Genomic DNA, 15,515 nt, shown 5'->3' with positions numbered 1-15,515 from the left:
GCCGAGCCGCCCGGCACCGATGTGAACCGCAGGCTTCCCGCCCCGGCAGCATCCGCGTCCGGACCGGCCCGCAAGCTAGACTAGCAAGCCTATGCGCGGCCGTATCCCCGACAGCTTCATCGACGAACTGCTTGCCCGCGTCGACATCGTCGACGTGATCGAGCGGCGCGTGCCGTTGAAGAAGGCCGGGCGCGAATGGACCGCCTGCTGCCCGTTCCACAACGAGCGCACGCCCTCGTTCTACGTCAGCCCGGCCAAGCAGTTCTTCCACTGCTTCGGCTGCGGTGCGCACGGCAGCGCGGTGAAGTTCCTGATGGACTACGAGCGGCTGGAATTTCCGGACGCGGTGGAGGAGCTGGCACAAGCGGTCGGCCTGACCGTGCCGCGCGAGGGCAGCCGCGAGGCGGCGCCGCGCGAGGACAAGAGCGATCTCTATGCACTGCTCGACGGCGCCGCGCGCTGGTACGAGGGCGAGCTGCCGAAGCATGCGGAAGCACAGGCCTACTGCCGCAAGCGCGGGCTGGATGCCGACACCATCGCGCGCTTCCGCCTGGGCTGGGCGCCGGCCGGCTACGACGGCCTGATCAAGGCGCTCGGCGGCAGCGACCGGCGCATGCAACTGCTCACCGAGGCCGGCATGGTTGCCACCGGCGAGCGCGGCCATCGCTACGACCGCTTCCGCGAGCGGCTGATGTTTCCCATCCTCGACCGCCGCGGCCGCGTGATCGCCTTTGGCGGCCGGGTGTTGAGCGCGGAGCAGTCGCCCAAGTATCTCAACTCGCCCGAGACCCCGCTGTTCCACAAGGGCCGCGAGCTGTTCGCGCTGTGGCAGGTCAAGCAGGCCAACAGCAACCTGGCGCGCATCGTGGTGGTCGAGGGCTACATGGACGTGATTGCGCTGCACCAGGCCGGCCTGCCGATCGCGGTGGCCACGCTCGGCACCGCGACCACGCCCGAGCACACCGAGGTGCTGTTCCGCGCCGCGCCCGACGTGGTGTTCTGCTTCGACGGCGACCGCGCCGGACGCGCTGCCGCGTGGAAGGCACTGGACGCCGCGCTGCCACGGCTGCGCGATGGCCGCCAGGCGTACTTCCTGTTCCTGCCCGAGGGCGAGGACCCCGATTCGCTGGTGCGCAAGGAAGGCAAGGAAGGCTTCGAGAAGCGCCTGAAGGAGGCCACGCCGCTGTCGGACTACTTCTTCGGCGAGCTGGCGCACGACGTCGACACCGCCAGCCTCGACGGCCGCGCGCGGCTGGCCGAGCGCGCACGGCCGCTGATCGCCCGGCTGCCCGACGGCGCGTTCCGTGACCTGATGGCGCAGGAGCTGGAGAAGCGCACCGGCGCGCGCGCCAACGTGCCGCCCGAACCCGCGGCGCGGCGCGCGGTGCAGCGGCCGGTGGCGGTGCAGCGCTCGCTGGTGCGCAGCGCCATCGCGCTGCTGCTGGCCCAGCCCGGGCTGGCTGACCTGGTCGAGCCGCCCTACCGCTTCCTGCGCTTGGACAAACCGGGCATCGGGCTGCTGGCCGAACTGGTCGACCTGTGCCGCGCGCGGCCGGGCATCAACCCGGCGATGCTGGTCGAGCACTTCGCCGAACGGCCGGAATATTCGGCGCTGCAGAAGCTGATGGCGGCGATGGTGGTGGGTGAACCGGAAACCCAACGCGCCGAGTTCCTCGACGCGCTGGCGCGGATGGAAGAGCAGGCCGTTGCGTTGCGCCGCGAGGCGCTCACCGCCAAGCACCGAGACGGCACGCTGAGTCAGGCCGAGAAGGCCGAGCTGCGCGAGCTGTTGGCGGCGCGCCATCCTTCCGCCGCACAGGGCTGATCGATGCGTTTCGTTTCCTGGCGCGTGCGCCATCACAGCGCGTTCCATCACACACCGGCGCGCGCGCCAGCCAGGCCTGCCGATGCCATTGCTTGAACGGCTGATCGTGCTGTTCGCCGAAAGCGGCTACCTCGCGGTGTTCGCCGCGCTGCTGCTGTGCGGCGCCGGTGCGCCGTTGCCGGAGGACATCACGCTGGTCGCCGGCGGCGTGATCGCCGGGCTGGGCTACGCCAACGTGCACGTGATGGCGGCGGTCGCGCTGGTCGGCGTGCTGGTCGGCGATTCGGCGATGTTCCTGCTCGGGCATCGGCACGGCGCGCGCATCATGCAGTGGCCGCTGGTGGCGCGGCTGCTCACGCCGGCGCGCTACGCGCGGGTGCAGGAGAAGTTCGCCCGCTACGGCAACCGGCTGCTGTTCCTGGCGCGCTTCCTGCCCGGCATGCGCACGGCGGTCTACGTCACCGCGGGCGCCACGCATCGGGTGTCGTTCCTGCGCTTCTTCCTGCTCGACGGGTTGGCCGCGCTGATCAGCGTGCCGGTATGGGTGTACCTGGGCTACGTCGGCGCCAACAACCGCGAGTGGCTGGCGATGTGGATCGGCCGCGGCCAGAACGGGCTGTGGATCCTCGCCGGACTCGCCGTGCTGGTGGCCTTGGTGCTGTGGTGGCGGCACCGCCGCCGCGCGCGCTGCGGTCTCGACGACTGAGCCTGCGGACCGCCCGCTACACTTTCCGTTCTTCGCGGCTGCGCCTTCGCCCATGTCCCTTGCCTCGCTGCGCCGGCTCCTTCCGGACGGCTTCACCCTCGCCCTGCTCGCCGCCGTCGGCCTGGCCACGGTGCTGCCCTGCCGTGGCGTGGCGGCGCTGTGGCTGGACCGGGTGACCGATGCGGCGATCATGCTGCTGTTCTTCCTGCACGGGGCGAAGCTTTCGCGCGAAGCGGTCCTGCGCGGCGTGACGCACTGGCGGCTGCACCTGGCGGTGTTCGCCAGCACCTTCGTGCTGTTCCCGCTGCTGGGCTGGCTGCTGGGGCCGCTCACGCGCTCGCTGCTCACGCCCGAGCTGGCGCTGGGCATGCTCTATGTCTGCACGCTGCCGTCCACGGTGCAGTCGTCGATCGCCTTCACCTCCATCGCCGGAGGCAACGTGCCCGCCGCGGTGGTGAGCGCCTCGCTGTCGAGCCTGATCGGCATCGTGCTCACGCCGCTGCTGGTCGGCTTGCTGCTGGCCACGCAGGGCGGCCACGGGCCCGGCGCCGCCGGCGTGTGGGAGATCGTCAGGCTGCTGCTGTTGCCGTTCGCCGTCGGGCACCTGCTGCGGCCGTGGATCGGCGGCTGGGTCGACCGCCATCGCCCGCTGCTGGGGCTGACCGACCGCGGCACGATCCTGCTGGTGGTCTACGCGGCGTTCGGCGAGGCGGTGGTCGACGGCCTGTGGCGCGCCACCGCGCCACTGGCGCTCGTGGCCACGCTGGGCGTGGGCGCTTTGCTGCTGGCGCTGGCGCTCGCCTGCACCGCCACGGTCGGACGGCTGCTCGGTTTCGCCCGCGCCGACCGCATCACGCTGGTGTTCTGCGGCTCGAAGAAAAGCCTGGCCAGCGGCGTGCCGATGGCCAAGATCCTGTTCGCCAGCCAGGCCGGCGGGCTCGGCGCACTGCTGCTGCCGCTGATGATCTTCCACCAGCTGCAGTTGATGGTGTGCGCGGTGCTGGCACGCCGGTATGCGCGGCGGCCGGCACCGTCCACGGCCGGGCGCCCGCCCTGACGGGAGAGCGCCGGCACGCGCGTCACTGCACCTTGACCGCCACGTCGTCCACCACGAACGAGGTCTGCAGGCTGCTGTCCTCGGTGCCGTAGAAGTTCACCTGCACGCTCTGGCCCTTGTAGCCGTCCAGGCTGAGGGTGTGGTGCTGGTAGCCGCTGGCGGCGTCCTTGTTGGAGTAGGTGGCCAGCGTGACGTACTTGCCCGTGGAGGTGATCACCTGCACCTGCAGCGTGTCGTAGGCGGTGCCGGTGCCTTCGGCGCTGTCGACGTGCAGGTAGAAGTCCAGCGTCGCACTGGTCGCGGTGGCGGGAATGCTCGCGGGCTGGCGTACGTAGTCGGTATGGCTGCTGCCGTAGCCGTCCAGCCATGCCTTCCAGCTACCGGCGTGCGCCGGCTCGCCGCTGTTGCTGGTGATCACGCCGCTGGTCTGCGTCCACGCGGTGGCGCCGCTCTCGAAGCCGCCGTTGCTCAGCAACTGGCTGCTGCCGCCGCTGCCGTTGGCCACGCTGAAGCCGACACCGTTGCTGCTGCCGACGTTGCCCGCCGCGTCGTAGGCCTTGGCGACGAGCGTGTGCGAGCCGTCGGTGAGCGTGATCGAGTCGAGGCTGGCCTGGTAGGGCGCGCTGCTGTCGGTGGCCTTGAGCGCGCCATCGACGTAGAACTCCACGCGGCTCACGCCGATGTCGTCGCTCGCGCTTGCCATCAGCGTGATGGTGCCGGCGCTGCCGCTCTCCGATGCGCTGACGGTCGGCGCCGTGGTGTCGCCGCTGCCGCCACCGCCGCTGCCCTGGGTCACCCACACCGGCGCCGACCACAGCCGGTTGCCGTCGGCCTGGGTGATCTTGGCGTAGTAGAAGTGCTCGCCCGCGGCCGGCGTGACGGTGGTCGTCGCGGTTTCGGACAGTTCGGTGACGGTGCCGTTGCTGCCGGGCACGCCCTGGAACACCTGCACGCGCTGCGCACTGTCGCCGGCGGTGCTGGCGTAGTCGACGGTCAGCGTGAGCGGCCCGCTGTTGCCGAAGCGCTCGCCCATCAGATGGCCGTTGGCGGTGAGCACGATCTGCCCGGCCTTGTCCTCGGTGGCGAACACGCGCCGCGCGCGCAGCGCATCGAGGAAGCTGGCGAGGCTGAGCGCGGTGCCGCTGGGGATCAGCACGCCGGTGCGGTTGGTGTAGCTCGCGCCCCAGTTGGCGCAGTGGTTGTCCTGGTCGGAACTGGGCGCCACGTGGTAGCCGCGTTCCAGGATGGTGTTGAAGGCGGCCTCGTAGTTCGGGCGCGAGGTCTCGGTCTCGCTGGTGTTGACCGAGAACGCCGAACTGTTGAGCACCTCGGCCAGCACCATCACGGCGTCGCCGTCGGCGGTGTAGCCGAAGTTGGTGCCGTTGACCACGAACTGGCCGCTCGAGGCCGGGTGGTTGAACTGGCCGATCCAGCCGTGCTGACGCATCAGCGTGTACAGCGAGGCGTAGTCGCCCTTGGCGATGTAGTAGTCGCCGATCAACTGGCCGGCGCTGTTCTTCTCCCACTCGATCAGGCCGTCGGCGTTGAAGATGTTCATGTGGCCGCCGTTGCTGATCACGCCCCACTCCTGGCCGTAGACGGCGAGGAAGTTCGGATGCGCGGCGCGGAACGAGGATGCCGCCTGGAGGCCCGAGGCGAACAGGTTCTTCGCAGTGGCCGGATCGGCCGAGGTGTTGGTGCCGGTCGAGCCGTCGAACATGTGGTTGTGTTCGGAGGTCATCAGCATGTCCAGGCCGCGGTTCATCGCGTACTGGTAGGCGTCGGCCGGGCCGTAGGCGCTGCTCTGCGGCGGCTGCTCACCGTGGCAGGTGGCCAGGTCGCCGCCGCCGTCGCTGTGGTTGGTCTGGCTGTGCAGGTCGCCGTAGTAGATGGTGTAGGGCAGCGAACCGGCACCGACCGACTGCACCTGCAGCGCGCCGTGGCGCGGCAGCGCGCGGAACGAGGGCATCGCGGCGGGTGCCACGGCGCCGACCTGGATGTCGTAGCGCTGTTCCTCGATGTGTCCGGGTGCGCGGCGGGCGGCCAGCGCCAGCGCCTGGCCCGGCAGGCCCGTACCCAGGCGCCGCGTATTGTCTTCGTCCAGCGCGATCGCGCGCAGGCGCACGGTGTAGTAGCCGACCGGCAACGCCTGGTGGGCGTCATCCCTGCCATCCCAGCGCACGCTCGCCGTGGCGGTGCGCGCGCGCAGCGTGGTGTGACCGTCCCAGCGGCGTAGCACGCGGCCATCGCGGTCGAGCAGCGCCACTTCCCAGGCGACCGGCGTGCCGCTGGCGGCGCCCGGGTACGCGAAGTGCAGCGCAATCGTCCGTGCGGCCGCCGCCTGGAACGGCACCTGCAGCGACGCCTCGAACTCCCGGTGGTCGGGCAGCGCCGTGCCTGCCCGCGCGGCCGGCAGGCCGCAGCAACCCAGGCCCGCGAGCATCAGCGCGCGGGCCATCAAGATCCTTGCTTGCATGATCGAACCCCTACATGTCGTAAGGATTCCCCCGACAGCTTTTATAGCGATCGGCCGACGGCGGCGGTATCGGTAAAATTCTTAGACGCTCACGCAGGACATTGCGCGCATGGACCCGGCGCATCAGAGCCAGCGGCCGTAGCGGCGGATGTACAGGGTCTTCACCAGTTGCGTGAGTCCTGCGTAGCAAAGCAGCGTCAACGCGAGCCAGCCGAAGTAGGCCAGCGGCAGCGCGGTCATGCCCAGCTTGGCGCCCAGCGGACTGAACGGAACGAACAGGCCGATCGCGCCGATCGCCACGGTGAGCGCCAGCACCGGCGCCGCGGCGATGCTCTGCACGAACGGGATCCGCCGCGTGCGGATCATGTGCACGATCAGCGTCTGCGAGAGCAGCCCCTCGACGAACCAGCCCGACTGGAACAGCGACTGGTGCGCCGGACCGTTGGCGCCGAACACGTGCCACAGCAGCCAGAAGGTGGTGAGGTCGAAGATCGAGCTGACCGGTCCGACCCACGCCATGAAGCGGCCGATGTCGCTGGCATCCCACTGGCGCGGACGGCGCAGGTACTCCTCGTCCATGCGATCGAACGGAATCGCCAGCTGCGAGATGTCGTAAAGCAGGTTCTGCACCAGCAGCTGCAGCGGCAGCATCGGCAGGAACGGCAGGAAAGCGCTGGCCACCAGCACGCTGAACACGTTGCCGAAGTTCGAGCTGGCGGTCATCTTGATGTACTTCATGACGTTGCCGAAGGTGACGCGCCCCTCGATCACGCCCTCCTCCAGCACCATCAGGTTCTTTTCCAAGAGGATGATGTCGGCCGACTCCTTCGCGATGTCGGTGGCACTGTCCACCGAGATGCCCACGTCCGCCTCGCGCAGCGCCGGCGCATCGTTGATGCCGTCGCCGAGGAAGCCGACCGTGTGGCCCTGGCGCTGCAGCGACTTGACCACGCGCGCCTTCTCAAGCGGCGACATCTTGGCGAACACGGTAGTGCGCGCGACCAGCGCATCGAGCGTGGCCTCGTCCAGAGGCTCGATGTCGCGGCCCTGCGCCGAATGCGCCACTTCCAGCCCGACCTCGCGGCAGATCTTGCGCGTGACCGCCTCGTTGTCGCCGGTGATCACCTTCACCGCCACGCCGTGCTCGCGCAGCGCGGCGATGGCGGTGGCCGCCGAATCCTTCGGCGGGTCGAGGAAGGCAAGACAGCCGATCGCGGTCAGGCCCGATTCGTCGGCCAGGCCATAGGCGCGACCGCTCGGATTCTGCTGTTTGATCGCGACCACCAGCACGCGCAGGCCGTCCTCGTTGAGGCGACGGGTCATCGCGCGGATCTCCGCGCGGCGCGCGTCGTCCAGCGTGGTGTCGATGCCCTCCAGCCGCGCGGCGGTGCAGATCGAGAGCATCTCCTCCACCGCGCCCTTGCACACCAGCAGGTGCTGCCCGTCGCCGCCGGCGAGCACCACCGACATGCGCCGGCGCTGGAAGTCGAACGGGATCTCGTCGACCAGCCGGAAGCGCGTGGCCATCGGTTCGAGGTCGCGGTGCGACAGCACCGCCTTGTCCATCAGGTTCTTCAGGCCGGTCTGGAAGCGGCTGTTGAGGTAGCCGTACTCGAGCGCCTCGTCGGATGCCTCGCCGTCGAGGTCGAGGTGGCGCTCCAGCACGATCCGGTCGAGCGTGAGCGTGCCGGTCTTGTCGGTGCACAGCACGTCCATCGCGCCGAAGTTCTGGATCGCGTTCAGCCGCTTGACCACCACCTTGCGCCGCGACATCGCCAGCGCGCCCTTGCCGAGATTGGCGGTGACGATCAGCGGCAGCATCTCCGGCGTCAGGCCCACCGCCACCGACAGCGCGAACAGGAAGGCCTGCAGCCAGTCGTGCTTGTCCAGCCCGTTGATCAGGAACACCACCGGCACCATCACCGCCATGAAGCGGATCAGCAGCCAGCTCACCGAGCGCACGCCGCGGTCGAAGCTGGTCTGCACGCGCTGGCCGGACAGCGTGTGTGCCAGCGAACCGAGGTAGCTGCGCGGGCCGGTCGCCACCACCACGGCGGTGGCGGTGCCGCTGACCACGTTGGTGCCCATGTAGCAGACGCTGGGCAGCTCCAGCGGATGGCTGGGGTCGGCGCCGACCAGGTCGCGCGCGTTCGGTGCCGCCTTTTCCACCGGCAGCGATTCCCCGGTAAGGATGGCCTGGCTGATGAACAGGTCCTTGGCCGAGAGCAGGCGCAGGTCCGCCGGCACCATGTCGCCTGCGCCCAGGTGCACGATGTCGCCGGCGACCAGCTCGCCGACCGGCACCTCGATCCGCTCGCTGTGGCCGTCGGCAGCGCGGCGGGTGACCGTGGCGGTGTTGCGCACCATCGCCTTGAGCTGCTCGGCGGCGCGCGAGGAACGGTATTCCTGGGTGAAGCTCAGCAACACGCTGATGCCGACCATCACCGCGATGATCAGCGGCCCGGTGAGGTCGCCGCGATCGGTTGCCAGTTGCACGATCGCCAGCAGCACCAGCACGGCGATGAAGGGATTGCGGCAGGCGCGCAGCAGCTGGCGCGACCAGTGCGGCGGCTTCTCGTGCGAGACCTCGTTGGCGCCGTCGCGGTGCAGGCGTTCGGCGATCTGCTCGGCGTCCAGGCCGGCGGTGCCGGTGTCGAGCCGGGCCAGCAGCTCGTCGTTGCGCAGCAGCGCGTGTTCGGCCGCCGCCACGCGCGCCGGTGCCGCGCTCCTGCCGGTCGCCCGGGCCGCGGCGGTCTGGAGGGTCTGCCTGATCATCTGTCCGCTTCCGTCTGTCGTTTCAACGGCCGGCGCTTGCCATCGACCAGGCGCGCGCCGGCTACCGCAGGCCCGGCCGTCTGGGTGGCCGGACGCGTTGCGGCGCTGGCGGGGGCCAGCCCCTGCGGAGCGGACGCAGGTTCATCCGTTGACGACGCGCGGCAGCGGCGCCGGCCGGGTCACCACCACCGGGCGGCGCAGCTCGACCACGCTGGCGCCGGCCAGCGGCGCTGGCACGGTGACGGTATAGACCGCGCGCGCCGCACGGCGGCGCACGGCGATGCGGCGCCACAGGCGCAGCAACGAAGAAGCGCGAAGGAGGTTCATGACCCATCTCCTCGTAACGGTGCCTATGGCGCCGCCGGGAGTGGGCCGGGCGTTCCTAGTCGAGGAAAGCGCCGGCCGACCGCAGGCGGTCGCCGCAGACGATCAGCTTGTAATGCGACGCCGGCACCCGATGCTCGCGGATGTCGACGTTGCGACTAGGGTAGACGTCCATATGCCTTGGAAGGTCTTGGGAAATGCCGCGGCGCGGCGCGCCGGAGGGCGCGCGCATTCTGGTGTCCGCACGCGCGCCTGTCAATGGCCCGGGCGCACGAGCCGATGGCAGCCTGCCATCTTTCACATGACCGCGGCGCTCCCGATCGGTCATGCTGCGCACCTTTTCCTGCGGACCGGCCCGTGACGCCTGCGGCGCATCCTTCGTTCGACCACCTGCGCGAGCAGGCCCACGCCGCGCTGCACGGGCGCGACCCCGCGCGCACCGCCGCGCTCGCCGCACAGATGCTGCGGCTGCAACCGTCCAGCCCCGAAGCGCACTACCTGGCCGGCGTCGGCGCACTGGAGCTGCACCAGACCGGTGCCGCGCTGGAACACCTGCACCGAGCCGCGAGCGGCGAGCCGCGCCGCGCGGAGTACGCCGTGCAGTTCGCCCGCGCGCTGGTACGTGGCCATCGGCCCGGCGATGCCTTGCAGGTGGCGCTCGTCGCCAGCGCATTGGCGCCGCGCGACGCGCTGCTGCTGGATGCCCTGGGCACGGTATGCACGCAATGCCACGCCCACGAGCGCGCGGCCGCGCTGTATCGCCGCGCCGTCGCCGTGGCGCCGGACAATCCCACCTGCCAGTTCAATCTTGCCATGTCGCTTGTCTACGCCGGCCGGGGCGGCGAGGCCGAACGTGCGCTGGAGGCCTGCCTGGCATTGGCGCCGCATCATTGGCAGGCCCATGGTGTGCTATCGCGCCTGCGCCGTCAGGATGCGGCGCGCAACCATCTCGATTCCCTCGCCGCGCTGCTCCGAGCGCACGGCGACGATCCGGCCGCGGCTTACCGGCTCGGCATGGCGCTGGGCAAGGAATACGAGGACCTCGGCGACTACGCGCAGGCGTTCGCCCATTTCAGCCGCGGAAAGGCCGCCGCCAGGGCGGCGCTGGATTACGCACAGGCGCAGGACGCGGCGATCGTGGACGCGTTGGTCCGCGCCTTCCCGCAAGCGCCGGCAACGGCCGCCGGATGCCTGAGCGATGAGCCGATCTTCGTCATGGGCATGCCGCGCAGCGGCACCACGCTGGTCGAGCGGATCATCGCCGGCCACCCCGAGGTGTACGCGGCCGGCGAACTGGAGAACTTCAGCGTGTCCGTGCGTCGCATGGCCGGTGGCCCCGAGCCGGTGCCGCTCAGCCCCGGCGTGGTGGCGCGCGCCGCGCAGCTGGACTGGACGCAGCTGGGCGAGCTCTACCTGGCCAGTACGCGGCCGCTGACTACGCCCAAGCCACGCTTCGTCGACAAGTTCCCGCACAATTTCCTCTATGCGGGTTTCATCGCGGCGGCGCTGCCCAATGCGAAGCTGATCTGCCTGCGTCGTCATCCGCTCGATACCTGCCTTGGGAATTTTCGCGAGCCGTTCGCCGAGGCTTCGTTCTTCCACGGCTACGCCTTCGATCTGCTCGACACCGGTCGCTATTACGCGCTGTTCGACCGGTTGATGGCGCACTGGCGGCGGGGGTTCCCCGGGCGCATCCTGGAAGTCGGCTACGAGGCGTTGGTGCAGTCGCCGGAAACCACCACACGGCAATTGCTCGAACACTGCGAGCTGCCCTGGGACGATGCCTGCCTGCATTTCGAGCACAACCGCGCCGTCAGTTCGACCGCCAGCGCCCTGCAGGTGCGCAGCCCCATCCACCGGGCCGGCGTCGGTCGCTGGAAGCACTACGCGCCACAACTGACCGGCCTGCGCCAGCTGCTGCTCGACGAAGGCATCGACTGCGGCGACTGAAGCGCCGTGCGGGTAGACGTCCCCCCGCCCGACTGATTGAATAGAACGCGCGCGACGCCGACGCGCGGCACGCCGCCGCCGGCAGTGCAGGCAAGGCATCCTACCGAGCAGGCCCACCCAGATGGATCCATCGCAGGCCCCGCCGCAGAGCGAGTCACTCCTCCAGCAGGCAGGCCAGGCCTTCAATGCAGGCGACCCGCTGCGCGCATGCCAGTTGGCCGAACACGCGCTACGTCTCGACCCCGGCCATCCCGAAGGCCACTACCTGGCCGGCCTGGCGGCCTTGGCGGCATCGCGCCCGGCGATCGCGCTGGACCATCTACGGGAAGCGGTAAAACGCGATCCCGGGCGCGCCGACTACGCTGTGCAGTTCGCGCGTGCCCTCTGTGCGGAGCAACGGACCGGCGAGGCACTGGCGGCCGCCAACCACGCGCTGGGGCTGCGCCCGACCGACCCGATCATGTTGCTCAACCTGGGTTGCGTATACGTGGAGGCCAATGCGCACGAGCGCGCACTGAGCGTTTTCCGCCAGGCGGCCAGCGCCGCGCCCGGCAATGCCTTCGTGCAGTTCAACCTTGCCATGGCGCTGATCGCCCTGGGCGACACGGTGGCGGCCGAGGGCGCGCTCGAAGCCTGCCTCTCGCTGCGGCCGGACCTGTGGCGGGCGCACGGCATGCTTTCGCAGCTGCGCAGGCAGACGCCGCAGCACAACCACATCCAGCGACTGGGCGCTCTGGCCGCTTCGACGCCCCAGGACGTCGAGGCACAACTGCATCTGCATACCGCCCTGGGCAAGGAATACGAAGATCTGGGCGACCCTGCCAGGGCGTTCGTCCATTTCAGCCGCGGCAAGGCGGCGGTCAGGCGAGTCGTAGGCTATGACGCCCGCGCCCACGAGGCGCTGGTGGATGCCCTGGTCGAGGCGTTCCCGGAGCCGCTCGCCGATGACCATGGCCCTGCGGATGAACCGATCTTCATCGTGGGCATGCCGCGCACCGGTACCACGCTGGTGGAGCGCATCGTCTCGAGCCACCCGGAGGTGTACTCGGCAGGCGAGCTGGAAAACTTTCCCGCGGAACTGGAGCGGCTCGCGGGCACAAGCGCCGGCGCCCCCATGGACACGCGCTTCGTCGAAGCGGCATTGCGCGTCGATCCGGCCCGCCTCGGCGCACACTACCTCGACAGCACGCGTCCGATGACCGCGATGAAACCCCGCTTCACCGACAAGCGGCCGCACAACTTCCTGCATCTGGGCTTCATCGCCCGTGCACTGCCGCAGGCCCGGATCATCTGCCTGCAGCGCGACCCCATGGACACCTGCCTCAGCAACTTCCGCGAGGCGTTCAACCCGGCATCACCGTCCCACCGCTACGCATTCGATCTGCTGGACATCGGCCGCTACTACCTGCAGTTCCGCCGGCTCATGGCGCACTGGAAGCGGGTGTTGCCCGGCAGGTTGCTGGAGATCGACTACGAGACGGTGGTCGCCGGGCAGGAAGCCAGCTCGCGCAAGCTGCTCGCCCATTGCGGCCTGCCGTGGAACGACAACTGCCTGCGCTTCGAACAGAACGCCGCGCCCACGGCGACCGCCAGTTCGCTGCAGGTGCGCTCGCCGATCTATCGCACGTCGATGCAGCGCTGGCGGAAATACGAAAAGGAACTCGAACCGCTGCGACGCCTGCTCGAAGAAGCCGGCGTCGCGATCGCCGACCGCTGAATCCGTTTGCGCCGGACGCATTTGGCGTGCCGCTTCAGCCGTTGCGGAGCAGTGCCTGCGCGACAGCCGGCGCCGTGGCGGGGACGGCAAGCATGGCCATCGAATCGGGCACCAGCGACGGCTGTCGCGGCGGTGCGATCCAGTGGTCGGCCAGCAGGAAGGCGAACAGCGCCATCAGGTACACGATCGAGTACTTGAACACGCGCATGGCGAAGAACTCGTCCGGCGGGTTGAGCAGGCGGATCGCGTAATAGAGGAAGCCGCCGCCGAGCACCAGCGCGCCGCCCAGGTAGACCGCGCCGCTGAAGCCGGTCAGCGCCGGCAGCAGGGTCACCAGCACCAGCAGCACGGTGTAGAACAGCACGTGCCAGCGCGTGTAGGCCACGCCGTGGGTCACCGGCAGCATCGGAATCTGCGCGCGCGCGTAGTCGTCGCGCCGGAAGATCGCCAGCGCCCAGAAGTGCGGCGGCGTCCACACGAAGATGATCAGGCAAAGCTGCAGCGCGAAGGCGTGCAGCTGTCCGGTCACCGCGGTCCAGCCCAGCACCGGCGGAATCGCGCCGGCCAGGCCGCCGATCACGATGTTCTGCGGCGTGGCGCGCTTGAGGTAAGCGGTGTAGACCAACGCGTAGCCGATCAGGCCGCCGAAGGTCAGCCACGCCGTCAGCGGATTGACCAGCAGGGCCAGCACCAGCATCGAGGCGATGCCCAGCAGCACCGCGAACACCAGCACCTGCCGCGGCGTCAGTTGCCCGGTGGCGAGCGGACGGCGCTGGGTGCGTGCCATCAGCTTGTCGATACGCTCGTCGATCAGGTGGTTGAACGCGGCGGCCGAGCCGGAGGCCATCCAGATGCCCAGCGTGCCGAACACCAGCGCGCGCCACGGCGGCAGCCCGGGCACGGCCAGGAACATGCCGATCACGGCGCAGAACACCAGCAGCGCGACGACGCGCGGCTTGGTCAGTTGAAGGTATTGGGACAGATGCAGGGTCACGGCAGGTCTTCGCGGGGCATGGATCGACGTCGCGCGCAGCCGGTCAGGGCGTGCGCTGGACGAGTTCGTCCATGGCGGTATCGGCGTAATCGGCGAACTCCGAATAGTCCAGCCGGTGGTCGTGGTCCAGGTCGTAGTCGGCGAACCTTGCACGCAGCCCGGGCAGGCTCGCCACTTCGGAGCGGGTCAGGCGCAGGTCGTGGTTGCGGTCGAAGCCGAGGAACAGGTCGGTCAGCTGCTGCGGCGACATGACCGGGCGGGCATCGTCGCGCTGCTTGAGCCGTTGCTGCACCGAGAGCATGTCCTGGCTGCCGGTGTGGATCTGGCTGCGGCGTTCCTGAGCGCCGACACCCACGCCCTTCTGCGCCTTTTCCTGCGCCACGGCGATGCCGCCCGCGAGGGAGGCTGCCGCAAGCGCGCAACCGAGCAAACGAACCGAAGGCTTCGCCATGTTCCGGCTTCCGCAGATCAACGTGGATGGGACGGCGCGGCCATGCGGCCGCTCTCACCGCCAACGGCCGGGACCGGCTGCGTCCGCGCCAGCGTCGCCAGCAGGGTAAACAGCAGCAGCGCCGCCACGCCGTTGTGCAGGGTCGCCACAGGCAAGGGTAGCCCGAAATGCACGTTGCTGATGCCCAGCAGCACCTGCGCCACCAATACCACGCCGATCGCCGCACCGGCCAGGCGCAAGCCGCGCCTGGCCACGCGATGGCCCAGCCACAGCAGGTATGCGAACACCACCAGCGCGCCGAAGCGGTGCGCGATCTGGATCGCGCTGCGCGCAGCCATGTCCAGCACGCCGCCCTCGTAGTTCACGCCAATGCCGCGCCACAGCACGAAGCCTTCCTTGAAATCGGTCGGCGGCATCCACTGGCCCAGGCACTTGGGAAACGCGTCGGGTCCGGTGCCGCAGGCGAGCGCGGCGTAGTTGGAGGAGGTCCAGCCGCCCAGGGCGATCTGGCAGGCCAGCAGCACGATGCCCAGCACGATCCAGCGGCGCAGCGGCGCATGGCGTTCGTCGAGGGCGCCGACGCCGGCGAAGCGCAGCGCCGCCCAGGCCAGCAGCGCGAAGGTGGTGATGCCCCCGAGCAGGTGGCCCATCACCACGATCGGCTTGAGCAGCAGCGTCACCGTCCACATGCCCAGCATCGCCTGGAAGATGATCACCGCCAGCGCCAGCACGGCGACGCGCCACGCGCCGGGGCTGCGCAGGCATACCGCCGCGGCCAGCGGCAGGGCGATCGCCACCACCGCCAGCAGCGAGGACCAGGCGTGCTCGCCGCGCATGTACAGGGTGACGCCACCGGCGGCGAACACCGCCCCCAGGATCACCGCCAGTCGCGCCCAGCGCGGCCGCCAGGCCGCCAGCAACGCCAGCACGAGCACCAGCACGCCGAGGGTGCCGGCGAGGAAACGGTGCACCTGTTCGCGCCAGGCCTTGGTCGCCTCGTAGGGACGGTCGGGGAAGGCGGCGTCCGCGCGCGCCACCGCCTGCTCGTGCTGCGGCCAGGTCACCTGACCGTAGCAGGTCGGCCAGTCCGGGCAGGACAGGCCGGCATTGGACAGGCGCACGAAGGCACCGAACATCACCACGCCGAAGGCGAACACCGCTGCACACAGCGCCAGCCAGCGCATGGCGCGGCGCACCCCGGCGGACGCACCGGCCGGATTTTCCGCAAGCGGCATGCCGC

At 69.9% G+C, this 15,515-nt stretch carries 11 protein-coding genes; 5 read left to right on the top strand and 6 right to left on the bottom strand.

What is annotated here, in order from left to right; all coding sequences use genetic code 11:
* Nucleotides 1-91 precede the first annotated feature (91 nt).
* The 3 genes from dnaG to AAIL17_RS06525 all read left to right on the top strand — a co-directional run bounded on the left by dnaG (nt 92) and on the right by AAIL17_RS06525 (nt 3,588).
* Nucleotides 92-1,825 (top strand): DNA primase, encoded by a 1,734-nt coding sequence (dnaG, locus tag AAIL17_RS06535; protein WP_424682017.1) that lies wholly within the window; start codon nt 92-94, stop codon nt 1,823-1,825.
* An 82-nt stretch (nt 1,826-1,907) separates the two neighbouring features.
* Nucleotides 1,908-2,531 (top strand): DedA family protein, encoded by a 624-nt coding sequence (locus AAIL17_RS06530; protein ID WP_424682016.1) that lies wholly within the window; start codon nt 1,908-1,910, stop codon nt 2,529-2,531.
* A gap of 52 nt (nt 2,532-2,583) precedes the next feature.
* Nucleotides 2,584-3,588 (top strand): bile acid:sodium symporter family protein, encoded by a 1,005-nt coding sequence (locus AAIL17_RS06525; RefSeq protein WP_424682015.1) that lies wholly within the window; start codon nt 2,584-2,586, stop codon nt 3,586-3,588.
* A 22-nt stretch (nt 3,589-3,610) separates the two neighbouring features.
* On the opposite strand, the gene AAIL17_RS06520 is transcribed toward AAIL17_RS06525, so the two are convergent.
* The 3 genes from AAIL17_RS06520 to AAIL17_RS06510 all read right to left on the bottom strand — a co-directional run bounded on the left by AAIL17_RS06520 (nt 3,611) and on the right by AAIL17_RS06510 (nt 9,166).
* Nucleotides 3,611-6,046, bottom strand: a complete 2,436-nt coding sequence (locus tag AAIL17_RS06520) for a CehA/McbA family metallohydrolase (protein ID WP_424682014.1) — start codon at nt 6,044-6,046, stop codon at nt 3,611-3,613.
* 141 nt (nt 6,047-6,187) lie between these two features.
* On the bottom strand, nt 6,188-8,839 hold the full coding sequence (mgtA, locus tag AAIL17_RS06515; protein WP_424682013.1) for a magnesium-translocating P-type ATPase: 2,652 nt from the start codon (nt 8,837-8,839) through the stop codon (nt 6,188-6,190).
* A gap of 141 nt (nt 8,840-8,980) precedes the next feature.
* On the bottom strand, nt 8,981-9,166 hold the full coding sequence (locus tag AAIL17_RS06510) for a hypothetical protein (RefSeq protein WP_424682012.1): 186 nt from the start codon (nt 9,164-9,166) through the stop codon (nt 8,981-8,983).
* Between the two features lie 354 nt (nt 9,167-9,520).
* Between AAIL17_RS06510 and AAIL17_RS06505 the strand changes: the two genes are divergently transcribed.
* Both AAIL17_RS06505 and AAIL17_RS06500 read left to right on the top strand, forming a co-directional pair.
* Nucleotides 9,521-11,113: a sulfotransferase gene (locus tag AAIL17_RS06505; RefSeq protein ID WP_424682011.1), complete on the top strand. Its 1,593-nt coding sequence runs from the start codon at nt 9,521-9,523 to the stop codon at nt 11,111-11,113.
* 121 nt (nt 11,114-11,234) lie between these two features.
* Nucleotides 11,235-12,830: a sulfotransferase gene (locus AAIL17_RS06500; RefSeq protein ID WP_424682010.1), complete on the top strand. Its 1,596-nt coding sequence runs from the start codon at nt 11,235-11,237 to the stop codon at nt 12,828-12,830.
* Between the two features lie 34 nt (nt 12,831-12,864).
* Here the strand turns inward: AAIL17_RS06500 and cyoE are convergent, their stop codons facing one another.
* The 3 genes from cyoE to AAIL17_RS06485 are packed head-to-tail and all read right to left on the bottom strand — an operon-like array spanning nt 12,865 to nt 15,510.
* Nucleotides 12,865-13,848, bottom strand: a complete 984-nt coding sequence (gene cyoE, locus AAIL17_RS06495; protein WP_424682052.1) for a heme o synthase — start codon at nt 13,846-13,848, stop codon at nt 12,865-12,867.
* Nucleotides 13,849-13,867: 19 nt separating this feature from the next.
* The gene (locus tag AAIL17_RS06490; protein ID WP_424682009.1) at nt 13,868-14,275 is read right to left on the bottom strand and encodes a hypothetical protein; all 408 of its coding nucleotides are present in this window, start codon (nt 14,273-14,275) and stop codon (nt 13,868-13,870) included.
* Between the two features lie 17 nt (nt 14,276-14,292).
* The gene (locus tag AAIL17_RS06485; RefSeq protein WP_424682051.1) at nt 14,293-15,510 is read right to left on the bottom strand and encodes a COX15/CtaA family protein; all 1,218 of its coding nucleotides are present in this window, start codon (nt 15,508-15,510) and stop codon (nt 14,293-14,295) included.
* Nucleotides 15,511-15,515 lie beyond the last annotated feature (5 nt).

This window comes from Frateuria sp. YIM B11624 (assembly GCF_049727805.1).
GTDB lineage: Bacteria > Pseudomonadota > Gammaproteobacteria > Xanthomonadales > Rhodanobacteraceae > Frateuria_A.
Note: the sequence above shows the minus strand (reverse complement) of the source record. Positions and strands in the feature narration are given on the sequence as shown.

Bases quoted from the DNA above. Each gene is read 5' to 3' on its own strand.
- dnaG (WP_424682017.1), top strand. From the start codon at position 92: ATGCGCGGCCGTATCCCCGACAGCTTCATCGACGAACTGCTTGCCCGC.
- AAIL17_RS06530 (WP_424682016.1), top strand. From the start codon at position 1,908: ATGCCATTGCTTGAACGGCTGATCGTGCTGTTCGCCGAAAGCGGCTAC.
- AAIL17_RS06525 (WP_424682015.1), top strand. From the start codon at position 2,584: ATGTCCCTTGCCTCGCTGCGCCGGCTCCTTCCGGACGGCTTCACCCTC.
- AAIL17_RS06520 (WP_424682014.1), bottom strand. From the start codon at position 6,046: ATGGCCCGCGCGCTGATGCTCGCGGGCCTGGGTTGCTGCGGCCTGCCG.
- mgtA (WP_424682013.1), bottom strand. From the start codon at position 8,839: ATGATCAGGCAGACCCTCCAGACCGCCGCGGCCCGGGCGACCGGCAGG.
- AAIL17_RS06510 (WP_424682012.1), bottom strand. From the start codon at position 9,166: ATGAACCTCCTTCGCGCTTCTTCGTTGCTGCGCCTGTGGCGCCGCATC.
- AAIL17_RS06500 (WP_424682010.1), top strand. From the start codon at position 11,235: ATGGATCCATCGCAGGCCCCGCCGCAGAGCGAGTCACTCCTCCAGCAG.
- AAIL17_RS06490 (WP_424682009.1), bottom strand. From the start codon at position 14,275: ATGGCGAAGCCTTCGGTTCGTTTGCTCGGTTGCGCGCTTGCGGCAGCC.
- AAIL17_RS06485 (WP_424682051.1), bottom strand. From the start codon at position 15,510: ATGCCGCTTGCGGAAAATCCGGCCGGTGCGTCCGCCGGGGTGCGCCGC.